This is a genomic window from Alcaligenes sp. SJTW-7 (assembly GCF_047716895.1).
Lineage (GTDB): Bacteria > Pseudomonadota > Gammaproteobacteria > Burkholderiales > Burkholderiaceae_B > Alcaligenes > Alcaligenes ammonioxydans.
The window spans coordinates 2263662-2284821 of the sequence record NZ_CP136682.1; the positions used below are offsets into that span (position 1 = coordinate 2263662).

Here is a 21160-nt window from a genome sequence, read left to right on the forward strand (position 1 = left end):
CATGTTTCGCCTATCCCGTTTTGTTGCTGCGTTGCACTCCCCGGTTCCCCCTATGCGTAAAAGCAAGGCCCCGGTGGTCATCTGGAATCTGATCCGGCGTTGCAATCTGCATTGCAGCCATTGTTACTCAGCCTCGACCAACAAGCATTTTCCAGGGGAGTTGAGCCATGAACAGGCGTGCCGGGTCATGGATGATTTGCATCAGTTCGGCGTACGCGCATTAATTCTATCGGGTGGCGAACCCTTGCTACGACCCGATATTTATGACCTGGCCCAACGAGCAAAAGCCTTGGGTATGTACGTTGGACTGTCATCCAATGGCACGTTGATCACAGAGCAGACTATTGATCGGATAGCCGACTGCGGCTTTGACTATGTGGGTATCTCGCTGGATGGCTTGCAAGCCAGACATGACAACATTCGGGGCGAGAAAGGAGCCTACGCGGCATCGTTGCAAGGTTTGCGTCTATGTCGTGAAAAGCATCTGAAAGTCGGCCTGCGCTTTACATTAACCCAAGAAAACGCACTTGATTTGAATGGTCTGCTACAGGTGATGGAACAAGAGCAGATTGACCGTTTTTATCTCTCTCATTTGAACTACGCGGGCAGGGGTATGGGCAACCGCTTCCTGGCCAGTCACCACGCGCTCACCCGATGGGCAATGGAACAACTGTTCACCACCTGCCTGACCTATCAGCAAGCTGGCACCCCCAAGGAATTTACCTCGGGCAATAACGATGCTGATGGTGTTTTCTTTTTACATTGGGTACGACGGCACTACCCCGAACATACGCAGAAAATTATCGACATGTTGCGGCAATGGGGAGGCAATTCCTCTGGCCAGGGCATCGCCAATATCGATAACCGCGGCAATGTGCATCCCGACACCATGTGGTGGCACTATAGTTTGGGCAATGTACTGCAACGCCCTTTCTCAGAGATTTGGTCAGACCAGCAGGAACCCCTGCTAAGGGGACTACGCCAGAAGCCACGGCAGGTACAAGGGCGCTGCGCGAGCTGCGCGTATCTCGACATCTGTAATGGCAATACCCGCACCCGCGCAGAAAAGAGCACCGGCAATGTATGGGCTGAAGATCCGGGCTGCTATCTGAATGACCAGGAAATCACTCGCTAAGGTCGCCCCTCTTTATTGCGCAAGGTCGGGCACTGCCGACGAAGCAGCGCCCACCCACACCCACGCTCCCATTCACATTCAAATTCACACTCACAACAGATCCTGAGCAAGATTTATAAGGACATCCCCGCTAGATCTGCACGCCAACTTCTACAAAGACACAATGGCAGCTGCTTGAATAAAACATCGACAAATGCTGCATCGGCCCCAGCAATCAATAATGCAGGTACCAGCCTGTGCGTTTTGTATGGTGAGCCATTCCCAATGGCAGGTCAGTCAAAGCCCAGAACGCAGACACGAATAAACACACATCGTGCCTGAGTCAAGTAGCTGAACATAATGCAGCATCTGCCCCCAACCGCAGCCGTAATACGCAGATTGTTTAAGCCAGTTCGCCCTGCACGCCATGGTGACGCAACAGATCAAGCAAAGGCTGCACAGGCCACGATGCTTTCCAGGTGATCACAATACGCTCTCCGGGTGACCAGGAACGGCACAGCGGCGCCCAGAAATCCCGATTCAACAAGGTTTCCTGCAAAACCACGCCCCCCTGATCCAAAGGCATCAGGCGCGCATCGCGACGGGCCTTTTCGAGAATTGCGGGCAAGATAAGCGGCAAATATAAAACCCAGTCCGCCTGGTTCAATTTGCGCAACGCACGAAGGGTTAACAAATCCACTGCGTCCAAATCTGCAATCGGCAGTATGGTGACCACAATAGTCTGAGGAGGCACCTCCTCCTTTAATGCCGTCTCAAAAGCCGTCTGTGCCTGCTCAGGCTTACCCTGGGCAAACAGATCGGGAATAGGACTATCCAGAACAGAATCAAAAAACTGACGGCGCGTATGGGGCTCGGGAAAAGCCTGTTTGATCTCTGCTCGACGGCGAGCCAGCAGCCCCGCCAGTTGCCCTAGCGATTCGGGAAGCTCGCTTTCTATCCATTCACGGACCCGTCGAGCCAGAACAGGAGCCGAGCCGGCAGACGAAATCGCAATCATCAAGGGCGAGCGGTCCACCATGGCCGGCACCTGCACAGTCGAAAGCTCACCGTCATCGACCACATTGCAGGGCAAATGCAAGGCTTCGGCTGCCTGCGCCACGCTACGGTTTATCTCGCGCCGACCGGTGGCTGCGATGACCAGCCAGGCATGACGAATATGATCCGCCACAAAAGAGCTGAACAGACTGGTCAAGGCACCAGCTTGGGCGCTGGCCCGTAACCATGGGGTTTGCTCGGGCGCTACAACGGTAACTCGTGCCCCAGCACGCAGCAAAAGACGAACCTTGCGCTCGGCGACCGTCCCCCCACCGACCACGACGACGACCTTGCCAGTCAGATTGAAGAACAAGGGAAACACATTCATGGCATCACATCCTTCAGGCGTCAGTGAACACTGACGCCCGGTTCATTGCTACTTCAGACCGGCAAAGTAAGCAGCCAGCTCATTGACCATTTCAGGGCTTAAGGGCTCAGCCATCGGACTCATGATGGGGTCATTGCGCTCTCGCGTTTTGAACTGCTGCAACTGTTTGACCAGATATTCCTCTTTTTGCCCAGCCAGGTTGGGATACAAGCCCACTGTACTGATTCCCTCTAGCCCATGACATGATGCACACAGGGGCAGCATGGCAGAGGCCTGAGCCGACAATTGTGACTGCCCATGTGAACCTTGCAATCCGGCCGGCTCGTCCGCCGCCCTGGCTGCATTGACTGCCATCAGTCCAGCCAGGGCCAGACCCATCAAAAGCTGTTTCATGATGTTCCTTTGCTTAGAATTTTTGGGTTTCAGGCTGCCCGATGGTGAGCCAACGGGTGCGGGCACGCGAGAACACACCGGAGGGGCTTTCCATCTTGTGCTCGGCCACCAGCTCCAGACTGCGGCTGTCATAGATCTTCAGACGATCACCCCAATAGCCAGAGCTGACGTACAGGTAATCACCCGTACGGTTGTAATTGGGAAAGAAGGCGTGACCGCCCACGTCCAGGGTTTTCACGACGGACAAGGTGTTTTTGTCGATCAGCTGAATCCAGGCGGCACGCTTGTCTTTGTCAATAATGTCGACCGCGACATACGGGGCATTGGGGTGAGCAGCCGGCGATTCGGTGGCGCCCGCCACCGGAATTTGTTTCACCACCGAAAAGTCTTTGGTATCCCAGACGGTGACCACAGAGCCCAGTTTGCAACTGCCCATATTGGTGCCGAAAGCCAGCATACGCCCATTGACTTCCGTTACCGCTCCCGAACCGGCATGAGGCTGGCAGCCAGCCGGAATATCGCGCACCACTTTGTCGTCTTTCAAGTCGATGGCCACATACTTGTTGTCATCGTAAGAGGCAACCATGGAATAGCGCCCATCCGGGGTGAGGAAAGTATCGTGCAACATGCGCCCCACCTTGGCCAGTTTGGTCACGGGCATGTCGGGCTTGTCCGGGTCGATGATCCAGATCTGTCCTGCTTGCCGCAGCGTCAGTGCAAATTTGTTATTGATGCGACTGCCGATGATCGGACCGCCAGCGGATTTAATGAAATTGCCATCGGGGTCCTCGCCTTCCAGCGCGAGATATTTCACGGGCTCCAGGGTGTCGGCTTTCAAGATAACCATGCTGTTGGGCACGAATGAGCTCAGCGCCAGCCACTTACCATCCTTGGACAGTGCTATCCCGGTGCCCGTCAGACCAATCTTGGCCTGTCGCACAATCTGCAAGGTGTACAGGTCGATTTTATAGACATGGCCATCATCACTTTTCAGATAGGCCCAGCGCTCATGACTGGGGCTGAACTCCATGATGTGGGGTGCTCCCACCGTCGCAATTTCGCCCACTTTCTGGTTGTTCTGGCCATTGATGAAAACCGCACGGGCCTGATTGGCGCCGTCACCCCGACCGTAGCGTCCACGAGCCATGATGACCATCAGATCGTAGACAGAGTCGATCTCGTAATTGGGCTTGTCGGGTAAGGTGGACTCATCGACCAACACCTTCACGCTGGCGCGGATCTGGTCCATCCCCCAGTGACGTTCCACCACAGGCTCATTTTTGATCAGCCTGGCCAGGGCACGGATATCCTCATCGGGCAAACGCCCCACGAAAGGCGGCATCAAGGTATCCGGGATTCCGGTCATGATGGTGCCGCGCAAGGCAATCTCACTTTGAACGAGACGATCCCTGTGCAGACCCGGCGCAATGTATCCACCCCGGTCGGCTGCGTGACAGACCGCACAGTTCTCCTGAAACAGCTTGTCCACCCGCACTTGCTCTTGCGTCGGTTCCGCCAGTGCCGTGCTGACGGTGGCAGACAGGAAGGCCAGGGTCATCATTTTTCTATACATTCCATTACCTCCAACATGTGACTTGCCAAGGGGCAAGGCCATTCAAACTATAACGATTGTTATTTTTTGATGAGAAGGTATGGATACGGACCAAAGAATGGTGACGGTTTTTTTATATCGCAATTACAGTAAATTAAATACTCTTACCGAGATAAAAAAATCGCTGACGATGGGTAAGGTGACAGATCAACAAAGCGGACAAATTTATCACGAACGAAACATCACATTGAGCCAACTCAAGTTAAAAGAGAGAGGGGTTACCTATAGTGGCCCAGCCTGGCTCGCTCTCGATGGTTTTGATTCCTTTCCAGTCCCACCATGTTTTCTTTACCGATTACGCTCTCTCATACTCATAGCCCGCCCTACAAACGACAAATTGCCCGTCAAATCGAAAGCCTGATTTGCTCAGGGCGCTTGCAAGAAGGTAGTCGCCTGCCTTCGATTCAGCGGATGGCGTCTTTGCTTCAAGTGTCCAAAAATACCGTGATGGGTGCCTATGACCTGCTGATTGATTCCAATCTGATTCATAGCGAACCTAGCCGGGGGTTTTTCGTGGCCACCCCTACCCGTCATGGACGCAGTCGTCTGGCACCGGATTTTGTGTTGCAAACGGCGCATTGCTCACGCAGTCTGCGCACCAGCACCGCCCAGGCCAGCGGGGTTCATGTGCCCGCCCCCAGTCTGCCAGTTCGCTTCGATTTCAAGGTCGGACGGCCTTCTGCCCATGCTTTTCCACTGCGTCAGTTTATTCATCTGTCCAATCAGTTGCTGCGCTACGCCGGCTCAGCCATGGCGGAGTACCCGCCACCGGAAGGGCTATGGGGTTTACGTCTGCAGATTGCGGATTATCTGGCGGCCAGCAAGGGAATACTGGCCGACCCGGAACACATCATCATCACCGCAGGAACTCAGGAGTCACTCAGCCTGATTACGGCGCATTTCCTGGATGAGCATAGTTGTGCGGTGCATGAATCACCCGGCTATAACGGGTTCAGGCATCTGCTGGAACGGCATCGGGCACAAGGCATTCCAGTGCCGGTGGATGAGCAGGGTTTATGCACCGGCCACCTGCCCGACAGGCCCGTCCAACTGGCCTTTGTGACGCCATCGCACCAATACCCTTTGGGACATACACTGACGGTGCGGCGGCGTCAGGAACTGCTGGCCTGGGCCAGCACCAGTGGCGCATTGATCATCGAGGATGATTACGACGGAGACTTCTGTTACGGGCCGGCCTTGCCCGCAGCGCTCAAGGCCATGAGCCCGGGACAGGTCATTTACCTGGGCTCATTTTCCAAAACCCTGGGTCCCGGCTTGCGTTTGGCCTACATGGTCTGTCCGCCCCAGCTAAGCCAAGACTTTATCGCCCGCAAGGCGCTGCTCAACAACGGCTCCCCCTGGTTAACACAAGCTGTACTGGCACGCTTCTTTGATGAGTACGACTACCCACGTCACCTGCAGCACTTGCGCCGCCGCTATCTGGACCAGCGCAATATCCTGCTCCAGGGCCTGAAGCACATATGGGGAAATACAGGTGTGATCAGCGGGCAGAATGCCGGCATGCATCTGGCCTTTCGTTTGCCATCGCAAAGCCCGAACGCCGATCACCTGGCCTCGACCGCGCTTCACTATGGCATACGGCTTTACCCTCTGGCCCAGGCCGCCAGCCAGGAAGCAGACGGCACCAAACCGCGCCATCTGCTATTTGGCTATGCCAATCTGGAGCCGGGAGAGCTGCAACAGGCGATGCAGCATCTTGCCCTGATACAGCCTAGGCTGAACCAGGACTAGACAGAGCATGTATTCAGGACTGAGCCAACGCTTGATCAAAGTCCGTGGTCAGATCGACAATTTCCTCGATGCCAACGGAGATACGCAACTGGTTATCAGCAATGCCCATCAAGGCGCGCTGCTCGGCCCCCATTTCATAATAGATGGTGTGCGCAACCGGCAATACCAGACTGCGGTTATCGCCCAGATGGGTAGCCAGCACAAAAACCTTCAGACGATTCAGAAAATCGAAGATTTCGATTTTGTCTTCCAGCACCACGCTCATCAGGCCTCCAAAGCGATTGCCGAACAAGTGGGCGGTGCGCTCATGCTGAGGATGGTCTTCCAGGCCAGGATAACGCACGTGTTTTACCTTGGGGTGAGCCTTCAGATGACGCGCCAGCGCCAGGGCGTTAGCGCAAATGCGTTCCATACGCAAAGGCAGTGTTTCCGAACCCACAGCCAGACGATGGGCCACGTCAGACGACAAGGTGCCACCCATATCACGCAATCCCTTCTTACGGATCTGCACTAGCCCCCAGTTCTGGGGATTGCCGTTGCGATAGACCTGGGCAATGTTGGGATAGGTGGTCCAGTCAAACAAGCCCGTGTCGGTCACCATGCCACCCAAGGCATTGCCATGACCGCCGATGTGCTTGGACAGGGAATTGATCACCAACGAGGCCTTGAACTCCCGACCCGGCAACAAATACGGCGAGGACAAAGTGGCATCCACCACGTACAAGAGGCCCTCGTCCTGGCACCATTGCCCCACCCCTTGCAGATCGGCCACCTGAGTGCCTGGGTTGGCAATCGTTTCCAAAAAAACCATACGGGTGTTGGGCTGTCGTGCTGCCTGAACTTGCGCCAGATCCGTCGCATCCACCAGCGTGGTCTGCACACCCAGATCCCGCAAGGTGCCCAACAGACTATTGGTATTGCCAAACAAATATTTGCTGGCAATCAGGTGATCGCCCTGACGCAACAAAGTAAACAGGGTCGCCGTCAGCGCTGCCATTCCAGTGGCGAAACTCACGCTGCCCACGCCTTTTTCCATGCGTGTAATCTTGGCTTCCAAGGCCGCCGTTGTGGGTGTGCCCTGACGAGAATAGGTGAAGCCCGATTTGCCTTGAAAGACCGCGGCCAACTCACGTGCATCCTGAAAGCCAAACTCGGTCGATGGGTGCAATGGCTGATGAATAGCGCCGTACTGCGTGCCCAAGCGACGGTCAGAATGCAGGGTGGAGGTAATAAAGCCGTTTTCGTCCATGATCGTTTCAAAGCCCAAAATGCAAGTACATCCCATCAACCTTGGTGGGCTTGCGCCCGGCTGATGGCCAATCACTTATTATCTGGTGAAGCAGCCGCTGAAAGCGGCTGTCTTTTATACAAATAAGTAATTAAGTAAGTAACAAGACTTAAAAGAAATTAAGCCTGGCTACGTTGGCGTAACGTCTCGTACAAGCAAACCGCGCTGGCAACACTGACGTTCAGGCTCTCCACAGCCCCCATCATGGGAATGGAGACCAGCTCATCGCAAGTCTCACGGGTCAGCCGACGCATACCCTCTCCCTCGGCCCCCATCACCCAGGCCATAGGCCGACGCGCATCTACCTGATGAAAGGTATGACTTGCCTGGTCGCTGGTCCCCACCAGCCAGACGTCACGCTCGCGCAGCATGCGCATGGTACGAGCAAGATTGGTCACGGTAATGTAGGGAGTGGACTCTGCCGCCCCACACGCGACACGCGACACGGTGGCATTCAGGCCCACGGCACGATCGCGAGGCGCAATCACGGCATGCGCACCCGCGGCATTGGCACTGCGCAGGCAGGCGCCCAGATTGTGAGGGTCAGTAACCCCATCCAAAATCAACAGGAACGGAACCTGGCCAGCCTCTTCAAGATCATCCAGCAATTCGTTGACATCAACCGCCAATTCCTGCTCGAGAGCCAAGGCCACCACACCTTGGTGGCGAGTGCCTTTGGCCAGACCATCAAGACGCTCGACGGGCACTGCCATGACTTTCAGACCCGCCTGCTCAACCTGTTCGATAAAGGCCAACATCCGCTTGTCGCGCCGGGTCTGATCCACATACACCTCGCGCACCGTAGCGGCGCTATAACGAACCCGGGCAATAACGGCATGAAAACCGGCCAAAACCTGCTGAGCCATAACAATCCTTGGAGGAAATAAATCAAAGCAAATAAAGAAAGCCGGGCAAAAGCCCGGCTTGATATTGTACGCCTATCGGCGCCGGCCTCTTGGGCTGCGCGTGGATTTGGCCGCTTTGGCCGTCTTTTCCGCGCTGCGCTTTTCATCCCGCTCGGCCTGCTTTTGGGAGGCACGCCGTTGGGACGCCGTGGTGCCCTTTAACGCCAAAGGCTTGGTCGGGGCCGCTTTCTTGATGGGACGCTCGGAAGGATCAGACGCTTCAGCCGCTGCCTTCACAGCCTTATACCCGACTCCCTTGACCAGACGAAACTCGATGCGACGCGCCTCCAGGTCAACGCGGGCTACCTGTACTTGCACGGCATCGGTCAGGCGATAACGCAAGCCCGTGCGCTCACCACGCAGCTCATTCAAGGTTTCGTTGTACTGGAAATAATCCGCGCCCAGTTCAGAGACATGGACCAGACCCTCTACATACAGAGTATCCAGGGTGACGAAGAGGCCAAAACTGGTGACACCGCTGATCTTGCCGGAGTACTCCTCGCCCACATGCTCTTTTACAAACCAGCATTTGAGCCAGGCTTCCACATCTTTGGAAGCCTCGTCAGCGCGACGCTCGCGAGCCGACAACAACGCCCCCAGTTTTTCCCACCGCGCAAAATCCCGTTTACTGGCGGGCAGCGCCGCATCCCCCGGGTCCTCATCAATAGCCGGAACATAGCGCTCGCCCTTCAAAATACCCTTGATGACGCGATGCACCAGCAAATCGGGATAGCGACGAATCGGCGAGGTGAAGTGGGCATACTGCGAATAGGCAAGCCCAAAGTGTCCCGTTTTCTCCGGGCTGTAAATGGCCTGCTGCATCGAGCGCAAACACATGGTCTGAATGATGGCAAAGTCCGAGCGGCCACGCGCTGCCGCCACGACTTTGGCGTAATCGGCCGAGCTGGGTTCATCGCCCCCTTCCAGGGTCAAACCCAAACTGCGCAGATACTCGCGCAAGGCTTCCAGCTTGGGCGGCGTGGGGCCTTCGTGCACACGGTACAGACCGTTGCGACGGCTACGAGCAATGAAATCAGCTGCGCAGGTATTGGCTGCCAGCATGCATTCTTCAATCAGTTTGTGAGCATCGTTGCGAACCAGGGGCTCAATACGCTCGATACGGCCCAAAGGATTGCACACGATCTTGGTTTCGACAGTATCGAAATCAATCGCCCCCCGCGCAGCACGTTGCTCGGCCAGCACACGATACAGGGCATACAGATTCTGCACGGGCTCCAGCACATGCTGGATCTGATTGGCCGCCGGGCCTGTGGGCTGCTGCAGGGCGCTCCAGATATCAGAATAGGTGGTGCGCGCATGCGAGTGGATGACCGCTTCATAAAACTGATAGGCTGAAACGGTGCCGGACTTGGCGCCATCCGCCAACACGACCATATCGCAGACCATGACCAGACGGTCTACCGATGGATTAAGCGAACAGATTCCGTTGGACAGACTTTCGGGCAGCATAGGAATCACGCGGCGCGGAAAATACACACTGGTACCCCGCTCCAGCGCATCCTCATCCAGCGCGTCACCCGAACGCACATAATGGCTGACATCTGCAATTGCCACCAGCAAACGCCACGCCCAGCGGGGCCGTTTACCGGTTCCGATATCGACACGTTCGCAATACACCGCATCATCAAAGTCGCGGGCGTCTTCCCCATCAATCGTAATGAATGGCACATCGCGCAAGTCGACACGGCCTTTATATTCCGAAGGCTTGACCTTGGCAGGAATGCGGGCGGCTTGCTTGAGCGCCTTATCGGAAAAATCGACCGGCACCTCAAACTTGCGCACGGCAATCTCGATTTCCATGCCGGGATCGTCAATTTCCCCCAGCACCTCAATCACACGCCCCAAAGGCTGACGATGCCGCTCCGGCTGTTGGGTAATCGCTACGGTGACGACCTGACCCGGCTCGGCCTCGCCCTGCTCCCCGCTTGGAATCAGAATGTCATGCTTGATGCGCTGATCTTCGGGCACCACGATAAACGTGCCACGCTCGCGCAGGAAACGTCCCACCAGCTTGCTGGTGTGACGCGCCGTCACTTCTACGATCGAGGCGTCTGGCTTGCCGCGGTACTCTCCGACGATGCGCACCATAACGTGGTCGCCGTGCAACACCTTGGCCATTTCTCGTGGGGACAAGAACAGATCAGGCTGCCCGTCGTCACGCTGCAAGAAACCAAAGCCGTCGCGATGACCCAACACCTTGCCCGCGATAAAACCAGTCTGGCTGTTTTTGCGAATCTTGCCTTCGGGGGAGATCAGCAGTTGTCCATCGCGCTCCATTGCGCGCACACGCCGCTCAAAACCCACCGTAATCTCTTTGCCCAAGCCCAGCTTTTGTGCCAGAGCCTGCATGGTCAGGCCGTCTGCATCTTCGCGCAGCCCCGCCAGGATCGCTTCCCGCGTCGGGGTATCCGGGTCGAAGTCAGGCGGCAATTCATAACGGCCCGTTGTTTGAATACGGTCCTCAGTACTGTCTTGATGTTTTTTATTCAAAAGGACACTTCCATTATTAATAAAGTATGCCTATAATCCTTTTTCTTTGCTGCTCACGCAGCAAAAACGTTGAAGGCTTTTGGCACAGTCATAAGCATACAACGATATTGCCCAGGTGGCGGAATTGGTAGACGCGCATGGTTCAGGTCCATGTGCCTTCGGGTGTGGAGGTTCGAGTCCTCTTCTGGGCACCAAATTCCTCAAAAAGCCGATCATCTTTCGATGATCGGCTTTTTGTTTTGTGCGCCCATACAGCAAGGCGCTTGGGCACCGACGCAAGGCCCCATGAAAGGTTAGGCCCGCAGCCCCCACTCCACGTGTACGTCCCAAGCCACACCCTTTGCCGGGCTCTTGCGCGTTGACAAGCCATTCGCTGAGCGCCCAGCAAGCCTTCTTATTTTCTTGTCCCAGACTGGACTTGGGAAGGTACGCAGCGAGCAAGGCTTCTAGCCCAAGGACTGCCGTAACGGCAATACAAGCGCATGATTGATTAAGCACAGGCACTTCCGAATAAGAAATCAACACCGCATGATCGGTGGCTTTCTTTACAGGCCTATGAACACATCACCAATCCCATGCGGGAGAAACAAAGGGATCTTTTTCTGCCTGCCACGGCCCCTGCCTCAAAAACCCCGCCTGATTCTTTGGGACAAAAAAAACCGACTGCGTTTGAACAATCGGTTTTCCATTTCATAAAGTCGCCGCTATTAACCGCCGCAGCCGCCACAACATGCGCCATCCTCTCCATGCGCTGGCTTGGCAATCTGATAGCCCGCCTGTTCAACCGCGGCATGCAGATCTTCCAACGACACCTGGGTTTCATCAAAACGCACCGATGCCTTCGCATTCTCAAACGAAGCGTCTGCCGCTTGCACACCCTGGACCGCTGCCAAGGCATTCGCCACTTTGTCAGCACACTCAGGGTGTCGCAGACCCGCCAATTTCAACATTCCCACTTGCATTTTTCATCCCTTTAACATGAGGTGAGGCAGTTGATGAAATCGCCACCGCCCATAAAGATATATATTAAATACATCTTATAAATACGGCAAGTGACGATTAGCCATTCAGTACAGGGGTGTACGCACTCCTCCTTCAAAGAACAAGACAAGGAACGAGGACGGCAAGCAGGCTAACTGACAGATCAAGCTACTACTACCACTCGACTGACTGAGTAACTGACCAAATTGCTAGCTAGGCAAATAGGCTTGTTTGCCCATCAGATCGATGGCTGGCTGACAGCACGTGGACGAAGCAAGATCGAATGGACAACGGCGATGGTTGAAAGAACTGGATTCAAACGCCAGCTCAACTGCACCTGAACAAGGCCAGGGAGAAGAGTGCACTAACCATCCTGCCTGGAGAATAAAAGCCATCAAACAGCGCGTCGACCTGAGCTGCCTAATACAAAGCACTCTTTGCAGGTAGAAGAACCAACCTTATAAATAAAGCATTATTTGCAGGCAGAAGAACCAGCCTTGTAAGCGCCGTTTACGCTTGAACGCGAACCCAACCGCACAGTCCCTTACCGGTCGGACAGGCTGGCTCCGTCGGGGGCATGAAAAGGACCAAATTGAACTGCGCCTGGATATCTATACGACCCCGATTTCCCAAACCACAATACAAAAAGCCGACCATCTTTCGACGATCGGCTTTTTGAGGAATTTTGGTGCCCAGGAGAGGACTCGAACCTCCACACCCTAAGGCACATGGACCTGAACCATGCGCGTCTACCAATTCCGCCACCTGGGCTCTGACTGCAACACTTGTTTTTAAACACGTCGTTGCAAGACAGAAAATAACTATAACACGATTTTCAATTCGCGCAAACTATTTCTGTTTTTTATGATGGACAGAAGTTTGTCGGCCTCTTGCGCTTCATGAAAATCGCTTTTATGCTTATTGCCATATCAAGAGTTGGGGTAACCCATGCCAACCTGTGTACCCGCACAAGGTGGATTCAAGATATGGCCATCTGGCAACCAAAGGGATCGTTATGACAACAACCCGCTGCCAGCGGGTTTTTTTATGCCTGACCTAGCAGGCGCTCAACGGGTCCTTTAATCCAACTTGCTCACCCGGAAGCCGCTTCCAAGAGCTAAACAGGAGAAACTATGTCTGCACCGTACTGCTATCACCTCACCCTAGAACAGCAAAGCTACCGCATTGTGCTTCGTCCTGGCTGTTCGCGGCTGGCCGTTGTCCGCGAACAGCATGCGGAGACTGTCGGAGATTATGAGCCTCGCTGGCTGGGCTCCAGTTGTCGGGGCGGCTATTGGACCCGTTTTCAGCCTGATATCGACAGCACATTGCTGCTGAACATGGATGCGATCGCACGCCTGATTGACCAGCATCGCCTGGCGCATCCCGAGACAACGCTGGACACAGACCTTCAGCCAGTGCTGCACGTGGGTGGCCGCTTGCGCGCCCAACCCTACCCTCAGCAACAAGCCGCTTAATCCAGACGAGGGGCCTGATCGCCCTGATCGCCTTGGCGCCAGTAACTGCTGGCCCGAATCGCGTTCTTATCCAGGCCACGCTCCTGCACCCAGTATTCACGCAGCCCTTGGGCAACTGCGTATTCTGCCGCCACCCATACATAGCCTGTGCCGCTGGGCTGCGTCGCAGCCCGCAGCGCGTCCAGAATGCCCGGCAACCCGGCCAGTGATGGAATCCAGTTCACCGTAACGTGATCGGGCGCCGCTAGCGTCCCTACCGTCAATAAATTGCGCGCCAAGACATACACCTGCACGTTCACCGTGGCAGGCAGTTCATGGATGCGTCGTGCCATCGCAGGTATGGCGGTTTCGTCACCGATCAGGACTTGCCAATCCAGTTCCTTGCTGAGCAGAAAGGAGCCACGGGGTCCCGCGACCCCCAGCTTGTCCCCTTCCTTGGCTTGCATGGCCCATCGGCACGCCGGGCCGTCACCGTGGAGCACAAAATCGATATCCATCTCCTGTTCCGCCGCGCGGTAGTCGCGCGGCGTGTAATCACGGATGGGAGGTTTTTCCTGCCCCGCCGCAAAGACCATACCGCGCTCGCCCATTTGGGGCAGACGCAGGGAATGGGTGGCTGGATCCGGAAAAATCAGTTTGACGTGATCATCAAACCCCGGCGAGTAAAACCCCTCCAGGTCAGCACCCGTCAGGGTAATGCGCAGCATGTGAGGTCCCAGCTCACGGCGATGCTTGACGGTGAGCAATCGCAACTTCAGGGGATGGGCCACTTTTTGCGTTAATTGTTCGGACTGCATGCTTAAGACTCCTTGGGCAAATTGCGTATTTCGGCGATGGCTTTCTCCAGAATTGCCACCACGTCAGCCTGTCGTGCCAGACTGGCTGTCGATTGTTCAAACATGGCCTGTTTAAGACTATGGCGTACCTGGACAAATTCGGGCAGCCAACCCGTCTGTTCCTGCGCGGCCTTTAAATCCTCGTCACTACTCTGTTCAGCCAGCATCTGCCGTATCCATACCCGCTTGCGCCCGCGGTAGGTCAAGGACTGCAGTAGGTAGTCACACTTCTCTTTCTGCGCCTCAAGATACGCCAGCCCCTCCGGAGTCAGGCTGTACATCTTGCGGCGCCCTTGCTCCTCAATCAGAACCCAACCTTGAGTCGCACAAAAGGCCAAGGCCGGATACACCGCGCCGGCGCTGGGCACATAACTGTTCTGGCTGATCTGCGCAAAACGACGGATTAGTTGATACCCATGAGTGCTGCCTTCCTTGAGCAAGGCCATCAGCATGAGCTGCATAGCTCGGGCAGAGTACTTTCGACCCTGCCCCATATCCTGCAACATGCGCTCGACATCCATTGTGTTGAATTTCATAGTCACACTCTTATGCTATATCACTCGACACATATTAATGATAATGAGAATGACAATCAACCAAAAATCAAAATAAACCGTGCCCAATGAAAATGCTTGCATTTACCAAAAGATTCATCCTATAATTTAACGCTTGAGACGGGCAGCAGCCCTTATCAAAGCCCAGGTGGCGGAATTGGTAGACGCGCATGGTTCAGGTCCATGTGCCTTCGGGTGTGGAGGTTCGAGTCCTCTCCTGGGCACCACAAATTCCTCAAAAAGCCGATCATCAAAAGATGATCGGCTTTTTGCTGTGTGCGCACCCAAACGCTAAGATCTTCGAGCCCCTTCCAGGAGCGCACGAGGCCCCCACCCCGACCTTCCCCCCCTGAAGTACAGCAGTCAAGCTGAACACCAAACGCAAGCACCGCGATCAGATAAGCACTAAAAATCGGGCAACTTACCTTGATATCTGGGTAGCGCTTCCCCAAGGGCGGACAAGCTTAGCGCCGGGACCAAAGCGAGCAGCAGAAAAGCCACAAGAAAAATCAGGCCAAGAAGAAAAAAGTGTGGATCAACAGTCACTTACGCTACCTGAAACCAGGAAAACCAGTTCGTGCGGCCCAAGCACATAACATGCCCATTACAAAATACGAATAGCGGCCATATGTTAAAACCCTGCGCCGCCACTTAAAAAGAGCGCATCCGTACTGAGATCTTTCCATTAAAAATAGCCTTGGGCTGTTGGCAACGACATAAAACGCACTCTTTTGAGTAAATGCGTACGCCGTCCTATCGAGCTACCACTCAGTCTGAGCTGAAACCGTGAAACCAGCAGCGCAAAAGACCAGTTTGAAAAGCCCCAGAAAGTTCATGGCCTCGCACGGAGGCGAACCTGCCCGGATCGACAGATCTGATGTATGCCCCCTTGCCAACGAGCACAACCGTCAGGGGGAGACACCGATCTCCTTGACCCCGAAGATCCAGCGACAAAAAAGCCGAAACAGATGCTTTATTCTGCTTCGGCTTTTTGACATGCACAGGCCCATCACCTTTTGCTCGGCTGGCCCACCCTTTTGCTGACTACTCCAAAGGGCGATGACGGCGTTGCCAGAATGGCTGCGCCGCATAACGCTGCTCCCTACCGTACAGGGCATGTTGAGCATTCAGGTGACGCACCAGACCCAGCAAATAGTCTTTTTCATACGATCGTGCCGGCTCAGGGTTTCCTTGCGTCAGGGCCAGAGCCGCCTGTGCCGATTGCGAGCCGCTCCACAGCGCCGTAGCCAGACCATTGGCCGCCAAGGGGTCCATGGCGGCGCCCGCATCGCCAGCGCGAAGGAGACGGCCTTCAACAAAGTGAGACACGGTGGCGCTGGCAGCTGCGCTGACGGTAGGAGCACAGTCGGCCATTTGATCGATCAAGCCCAGACTTTCCATACGCACGCGCGCTGCATCGGCGCAAGCCAGTAAACCGGCCCACGTCGACCCATCATGACTCAAAGCGTCAGGCAAGAGATCCGCATCCGAGAACAAGGCCACCGTCAAACGATGGCCGGGCATGGGAGACAAATACCACCATCCCAACTCCGCCGCTTCGACCAATGAAGCCGCCAGAGGCTCCGCTCCCTGCGGTAGATCAAAAACACGCCAGGCCGCGACCAGCCTGTCCAGTCGTTGACGCTCGGCAACCGACCCGCAAGATACTGCCGCGCGACCGCTGCAATCGATCAAGGCAGCGGCTTCAAGGCTCGTGCCATCCGCCAATCTGACAGTAAGCCCGTGAGGCTGATGTTCCAGGCTCAGAACTCGTGTGCGACGCAGGCTGAGTTTCTCTTCTTTCTGCAAGCGTTCAAGCAGCACCTGCTCCAGACGTGCCTTGTCCAGCAGGTACCCCTGACCATCCTCGTCCTGCACGGTGCGCAGCCCTTCATTTCCCCATACCGAAAAACGCCCCTGAGAGCGCAGAGCCACCGTCTCATCCAGGCAGCTTTCCCATCCCAGACGGGTCAAGACCTGGGCACCGCGTTCAGACAAGGTTTCACCCCACGAAGGCTGCCGCTCTGGCGGAGCCACCAGCGTCACAGCCTGACCTTGCATACTCAGACGGCGCGCCGCTGCCAAACCCGCCACACCAGCACCAACAACAATAATCATCCCTTCATCCCCAGGTTCCCGTCCGCTTTATCAGCGGGATAATGTCCATAGAACCGCCTTGTGCGTCTGCTGACCGCTTGGGCACAATGGCTGCCAGCCCGACTGGCCCGGGACGTTTTACCACGACTGCCCAGCCAGCCCCAACTATCACCTATTGGCCGGGAGCGAGTACCCAGGATGCCAAGCGAGATGCGCCGCACTCACAAAAGGGTCAACAAGACCTGTCGGTGGACACTTCCGGCCCCTGCGGCGGGCATGGGCAAACCATCAAATCTTGTTTAGCTGAGCGAATGCCCCTGCTTCTTAAAAAAGGCGAGGCAGAGAAAACAGCATGATCCAGCCCCCCAGGACCAGATAAGGCCCAAAATGAATGGCCTGCCCTGCCGCCAGCCGACCACCCAAGCGCAAGATCAGCACGGCCAGCAAACCCAGGACAGAGGCAGACAAGAGAATGCCGGGCAGGGCACTTGCCCCCAGCCAGGCCCCTAGGGCCGCCAGCAGCTTGAAGTCGCCGTACCCCATGCCGGCACGTCCGGTCAGCAGCAGGAAACCATGATTCAAAAGCCACAGCAGACCATAACCCAGCGCTGCACCCAGCACCGCCAAGGGCAACGTGGTAAAGGTGTGATCCAGATTGACCAGCAGGCCCAGCCACAACAAAGGCAAGGTCAGGCGATCGGGCAGGTAGCCGGTTTCCGCATCAATCCAGGCCAGTAAAGCGGTAACGGCGATCCAGACACAGGCAGCCACTGCGGCCGGAGTCAGTTGCCAGCGCCACCCTGCCCAAAGCATCAGCCCCAAAGCCAGGGCCTGGCACACCCACCCCCATTGCCGGTGTAGTCGACGTGGGCGTGTACTCAAGCCGGACTCCAGTTCGATGGGCAGACTCCAGGACAGGCGCCGGGCGGGCCAATAAAAACAGACGGCCAAAACCAGAGCAACTCCCATTCCCGCCCAGGCATTGCCCCACGACGTCCACATCATAATGATCCTTCACCCGATTAATGAAAAGTGCGTGTCCCACAGTCTCGCTGACCAAATCCTAGCAGAGGCGTGTGCGCTTTTGATGACGTAAGCATTTTTTGCTCCAGGCTGCGGGAAATCGAGGCATGGCATTTTTTGTTACCCGAATGACAGACAGAGCCCAGCAAGGCTAGGCATAATGCGCTTCAACCCTTTGTTTCGCTTATGGATGAATAAGGAAGCGCCATGAACCAATTTATGCCCCACGCGGCGCGTGCTCCCCGCCTGCGCTCGTTGACCGGTGCTTTGATGCTGGTCTGGATGGGCTCAACAGCCAGTGCAGCCTGGGCCCAGCAGATCGAAGCGATCACCTTATCCAGCGCCGGTATGGCCGAGATCGAACGACAGATCCCGATTACCGACACCGGAACCGCCCAACTGCGCGTGCCTCTGAACCAGGTCGATGATATTTTAAAAACCCTGATGGCCGTAGACGGCAAAAGCCGCATTGAATCGTTGACCCTGTCCGGTCTGGCCCCGTTGAAAGAGAGCTTTGACAGCTTGCCCTTCTCGGCCAAGGATCTGGGCTCGCCCGCCGCCTTGGCGCAGGCCCTGCGAGGGCAACAACTGAGCGCCAGCTCGCAAGGCCGCCAGGTGCGCGGTGCCGTTCTGGGTGTACAGACCATCGCGGCCACTAACGAGCGCTCCTCCCAGGCCATCCTGAGCGTGCTCACGGAGCAAGGCCAGATTCAGACATTGGAGCTGGGTCCCGACACCAGCCTGGAAGTGCTGGATAAAACCGTGCAGCAACAATTGCAGCAAGCCGCGCAGGTCTTGGCCGGACAAAACAATCAGCAATCGCGTGACATTCAATTGGTCCTGAACAAGACCGACACCAAGACCGCGCGTCTGTCCTATCTGACTCCTGCCCCAGTCTGGAAAAGCTCCTACCGACTGATGATGCAAGAGGGCAAAGCCCGACTGCAGGCCTGGGCCATTTTCGAAAACACCACTGGCGAGGACTGGAAAAACGTCAAGGTCACCTTAAGCTCGGGTTCGCCAGTGATGCTGCGTCAACGCCTGCTGGAGCGCTACTGGAACGAGCGCCCCGAACTGCCCGTTGCCGTAGGCAGCGCCATCGCCCCGAAAGCGGACACCCAGGCAAGCGTGCGCGCGAATCAAGCTCATCCGGCCATGGCTAATGCCATGCGTGCCCGCATGGCCCCCCCTGCCCCTGCCCCCATCGCTGAAGCAGCCTACATGGCAGACAGCGTCCTTTCCAAACAATGGGCCGCGGGTGGTGCCAACAGCGACGCTCAAGCTCAGGAAGGTCAAACCCAGGTACGCTTTAGCTTGCCCGAGACAGTGAATGTTCCCACCGGCCAGACAGTCGCCGTCCCATTTATGGACACGTCCTTGCAGGCTGAGGCTCTGTCGGTATATCGCAGTGGTCAGGCGGGCGATCATCCCACGGCCGCCATTTGGGTCAACAATCAGCAGGCCAATAGCCTGCCACCGGGCATCATCACCGTCTTTGACCAGCAAGACGGTCATGTGGGGGATGCGGAGCTGGCCGGGCTGCCAACTGGAGAGCAACGCCTGATCTACTTTGCCCAGGACAGCAAAGTGCAGATCCGTGAAGAACAGACAGAGGAATATCGCCTAAGCAACACGCGCGTCAGCGATGGCGTGGCTCGATCGGAATGGACCCGCTTTCAAAACTTCCGTTTCGAGATCACGGGTCCCGCGAACGAAGATAGGACCGTCCTGATCCAGTTACCGCGTCAGGATGGCTGGTCCTTCAAATCCGATGCCCACGATAGCGACACAGCCCAGGAACACCGCCTGAAAGTGAAGGTACCCAAAGGTAAAACCATCACCGTCACGGCTCAGCTCAGCCTGCAGGACCAGACGGAACTGCGTCTGGAAGACATCGACGAAACCCTGCTGGTGCAATGGCGAGGCAACGGCCAGGACCAGGCCCTGCAGGCCAAGATGGACAAGCTGATTGAGTTGCGTCGGCAACTGAGCCAGGCCCAGCAGGCGCAGAACCTGGCGGTCGAGCGCCTGAATGAGACGATTGCAGAGCAGGAGCGCATCCGCGCCAATCTGGCCGCGGTCAGCGCACAGAGCACCTTGGGCGAACGCTTTAGCGCACAGCTGGCCCAGCAAGAGGACCAGATTGCCAGCCAGCGCCAGGCGGTTCAGGATCAGCGTGATGCCGTTCAAAAGGCCCGTCAGGCCTTCGAGAAAGGCTTGGCTGAACTGAACTGAACTTAGCCTCCCGGTGCGGGCAACTGGGCCTGCACCTGCTCCAGAAACGCGCGTATGGCATGACCCTGCGCGCGTTCTTTGAGGCAATACACAAACTCGCTCAAGTGCGCCGAGACATCGCTCAAGGGCAAGCTGATGATGTCCGGGTGCGCCGGCACTTCACGCAAAGGCAGCAAGCTGGCGCCCATGCCGCACACCACTCCCCACCCAATGGCCTCCCGGCTGCCTATTTCCAGAATGTGTGTGGGCTCCTGCCCCGCCTGTCCAAAGACCTGGTAGCAAAGCTCCCGGGTCATGGACCCAGACTCGCGCATCAACATAGGGTAGCGGCACAGATCCACAATCCGCAGGCGTTGGCGGCTTGCCAGCGGGTGATCCTTGCGCAGCACGGCCACTAAAGGATCGGAGGCCAGCACCAGACGCACCAGACGTGAGTCATCCACCAGCGCCGACGAAGCGATCACATCCAGTTGGTAATCGTGCAAGGCACTCAGCACCCGATGAGAGTTGTCGATACTCAAACGCATTTTCACACCTGGGTAGGCCTGATGAAAATTCCGTAATACCGCCATGATGTAATACGGTCCGGTCGCCCCTACCCGCAATATGCCGCTTTTCAAATCACGCAAGTCTCGCAGACTGAAATCAATCTGCGCGGCCTGCTGCATTAGTTGCTCAACTTGCGGCAGCAGGCGTTCCCCTTGCTGGCTTAAATAGACTCCTTTGCCCTGCCGATAAAACAGCTCCACCCCGTAGCGGCTCTCCAGTTGCCGCAGATGCGAGGTGACCGTGGGCTGGCTGATACCCAGCAACTGGGCCGCCTTGGTAATCGAGCCACAATGGGCCGTCGCGTGAAAGGACTTTAGTTCCAGAGCCAGCATGCTGCCGCTCTCCTTGGGAAAACTCAAAACCCAAATTATCCGATTCTCGTATTACAGAAATTCGTTGTACTGTCATCGGGCCGCCATATAGGACTCCCATACTGACGTTCATGACA

The 21160-nt window shown here is 56.2% G+C and carries 16 protein-coding genes, 3 tRNA genes and 1 riboswitch; of the genes, 6 read left to right on the forward strand and 13 right to left on the reverse strand.

Annotation, left to right across the window (positions count from 1 at the left end):
• The first annotated feature begins 1 nt into the window (after nucleotide 1).
• Nucleotides 2-1135: a heme d1 biosynthesis radical SAM protein NirJ gene (gene nirJ, locus RSQ48_RS10185; RefSeq protein WP_415301750.1), complete on the forward strand. Its 1134-nt coding sequence runs from the start codon at nucleotides 2-4 to the stop codon at nucleotides 1133-1135.
• A 382-nt stretch (nucleotides 1136-1517) separates the two neighbouring features.
• On the opposite strand, the gene RSQ48_RS10190 is transcribed toward nirJ, so the two are convergent.
• From RSQ48_RS10190 to RSQ48_RS10200, 3 genes are read right to left on the reverse strand one after another with little or no spacing between them, the layout of a single operon-like run.
• Nucleotides 1518-2498, reverse strand: coding sequence for an NAD(P)-dependent oxidoreductase (locus tag RSQ48_RS10190; protein ID WP_415301751.1), 981 nt, complete (start codon nucleotides 2496-2498; stop codon nucleotides 1518-1520).
• A 48-nt stretch (nucleotides 2499-2546) separates the two neighbouring features.
• A complete protein-coding gene (locus RSQ48_RS10195) occupies nucleotides 2547-2891 on the reverse strand; it encodes a c-type cytochrome (protein WP_415301752.1) in 345 nt (114 codons plus the stop codon).
• 13 nt (nucleotides 2892-2904) lie between these two features.
• Nucleotides 2905-4464: a nitrite reductase gene (locus tag RSQ48_RS10200; protein ID WP_230406167.1), complete on the reverse strand. Its 1560-nt coding sequence runs from the start codon at nucleotides 4462-4464 to the stop codon at nucleotides 2905-2907.
• 318 nt (nucleotides 4465-4782) lie between these two features.
• Here RSQ48_RS10200 and RSQ48_RS10205 point away from each other — a divergent pair, with 318 nt between their 5' ends.
• Complete coding sequence (locus RSQ48_RS10205; protein WP_003799428.1) at nucleotides 4783-6255, forward strand: PLP-dependent aminotransferase family protein; 1473 nt, start codon at nucleotides 4783-4785, stop codon at nucleotides 6253-6255.
• Between the two features lie 13 nt (nucleotides 6256-6268).
• Here RSQ48_RS10205 and RSQ48_RS10210 read toward each other — a convergent pair whose 3' ends face one another.
• The 3 genes from RSQ48_RS10210 to rnr form a co-directional block, all read right to left on the reverse strand.
• Nucleotides 6269-7504 (reverse strand): cystathionine gamma-synthase family protein, encoded by a 1236-nt coding sequence (locus RSQ48_RS10210; protein ID WP_039942898.1) that lies wholly within the window; start codon nucleotides 7502-7504, stop codon nucleotides 6269-6271.
• Between the two features lie 158 nt (nucleotides 7505-7662).
• The gene (gene rlmB, locus RSQ48_RS10215) at nucleotides 7663-8409 is read right to left on the reverse strand and encodes a 23S rRNA (guanosine(2251)-2'-O)-methyltransferase RlmB (RefSeq protein ID WP_003799424.1); all 747 of its coding nucleotides are present in this window, start codon (nucleotides 8407-8409) and stop codon (nucleotides 7663-7665) included.
• Between the two features lie 72 nt (nucleotides 8410-8481).
• Nucleotides 8482-10959, reverse strand: coding sequence for a ribonuclease R (gene rnr, locus RSQ48_RS10220; RefSeq protein ID WP_003799422.1), 2478 nt, complete (start codon nucleotides 10957-10959; stop codon nucleotides 8482-8484).
• A gap of 109 nt (nucleotides 10960-11068) precedes the next feature.
• On the opposite strand from rnr, the gene RSQ48_RS10225 reads away from it, so the two are divergent.
• Nucleotides 11069-11153, forward strand: a tRNA-Leu gene (locus RSQ48_RS10225).
• Between the two features lie 513 nt (nucleotides 11154-11666).
• Here the strand turns inward: RSQ48_RS10225 and RSQ48_RS10230 are convergent.
• Nucleotides 11667-11909, reverse strand: a complete 243-nt coding sequence (locus RSQ48_RS10230; RefSeq protein ID WP_100214765.1) for a heavy-metal-associated domain-containing protein — start codon at nucleotides 11907-11909, stop codon at nucleotides 11667-11669.
• Nucleotides 11910-12626: 717 nt separating this feature from the next.
• Nucleotides 12627-12711, reverse strand: a tRNA-Leu gene (locus RSQ48_RS10235).
• A gap of 150 nt (nucleotides 12712-12861) precedes the next feature.
• Nucleotides 12862-12955, forward strand: a riboswitch (SAM-I-IV-variant riboswitch).
• Between the two features lie 118 nt (nucleotides 12956-13073).
• On the opposite strand from RSQ48_RS10235, the gene RSQ48_RS10240 reads away from it, so the two are divergent.
• Nucleotides 13074-13418, forward strand: a complete 345-nt coding sequence (locus tag RSQ48_RS10240; RefSeq protein WP_415301753.1) for a hypothetical protein — start codon at nucleotides 13074-13076, stop codon at nucleotides 13416-13418.
• Here the strand turns inward: RSQ48_RS10240 and RSQ48_RS10245 are convergent.
• Together RSQ48_RS10245 and RSQ48_RS10250 are read right to left on the reverse strand one after the other, a co-directional pair.
• Nucleotides 13415-14215 (reverse strand): siderophore-interacting protein, encoded by an 801-nt coding sequence (locus RSQ48_RS10245; RefSeq protein ID WP_415301754.1) that lies wholly within the window; start codon nucleotides 14213-14215, stop codon nucleotides 13415-13417. The two genes, RSQ48_RS10240 and RSQ48_RS10245, sit on opposite strands and share 4 nt — an antisense overlap.
• Nucleotides 14216-14217: 2 nt before the next feature.
• Nucleotides 14218-14790, reverse strand: a complete 573-nt coding sequence (locus RSQ48_RS10250; RefSeq protein WP_003799415.1) for a PadR family transcriptional regulator — start codon at nucleotides 14788-14790, stop codon at nucleotides 14218-14220.
• 160 nt (nucleotides 14791-14950) lie between these two features.
• Here RSQ48_RS10250 and RSQ48_RS10255 point away from each other — a divergent pair.
• Nucleotides 14951-15035, forward strand: a tRNA-Leu gene (locus RSQ48_RS10255).
• Nucleotides 15036-15852: 817 nt separating this feature from the next.
• On the opposite strand, the gene RSQ48_RS10260 is transcribed toward RSQ48_RS10255, so the two are convergent.
• Together RSQ48_RS10260 and RSQ48_RS10265 are read right to left on the reverse strand one after the other, a co-directional pair.
• Nucleotides 15853-16926, reverse strand: a complete 1074-nt coding sequence (locus tag RSQ48_RS10260) for an NAD(P)/FAD-dependent oxidoreductase (protein WP_131070648.1) — start codon at nucleotides 16924-16926, stop codon at nucleotides 15853-15855.
• A 303-nt stretch (nucleotides 16927-17229) separates the two neighbouring features.
• Nucleotides 17230-17910: a prepilin peptidase gene (locus tag RSQ48_RS10265; protein ID WP_415301755.1), complete on the reverse strand. Its 681-nt coding sequence runs from the start codon at nucleotides 17908-17910 to the stop codon at nucleotides 17230-17232.
• A gap of 225 nt (nucleotides 17911-18135) precedes the next feature.
• Between RSQ48_RS10265 and RSQ48_RS10270 the strand changes: the two genes are divergently transcribed.
• The gene (locus RSQ48_RS10270) at nucleotides 18136-20163 is read left to right on the forward strand and encodes a DUF4139 domain-containing protein (protein ID WP_415301756.1); all 2028 of its coding nucleotides are present in this window, start codon (nucleotides 18136-18138) and stop codon (nucleotides 20161-20163) included.
• A gap of 2 nt (nucleotides 20164-20165) precedes the next feature.
• Here the strand turns inward: RSQ48_RS10270 and RSQ48_RS10275 are convergent, their stop codons facing one another.
• Nucleotides 20166-21044, reverse strand: a complete 879-nt coding sequence (locus RSQ48_RS10275; protein ID WP_003799407.1) for a LysR substrate-binding domain-containing protein — start codon at nucleotides 21042-21044, stop codon at nucleotides 20166-20168.
• Between the last annotated feature and the right edge of the window lie 116 nt (nucleotides 21045-21160).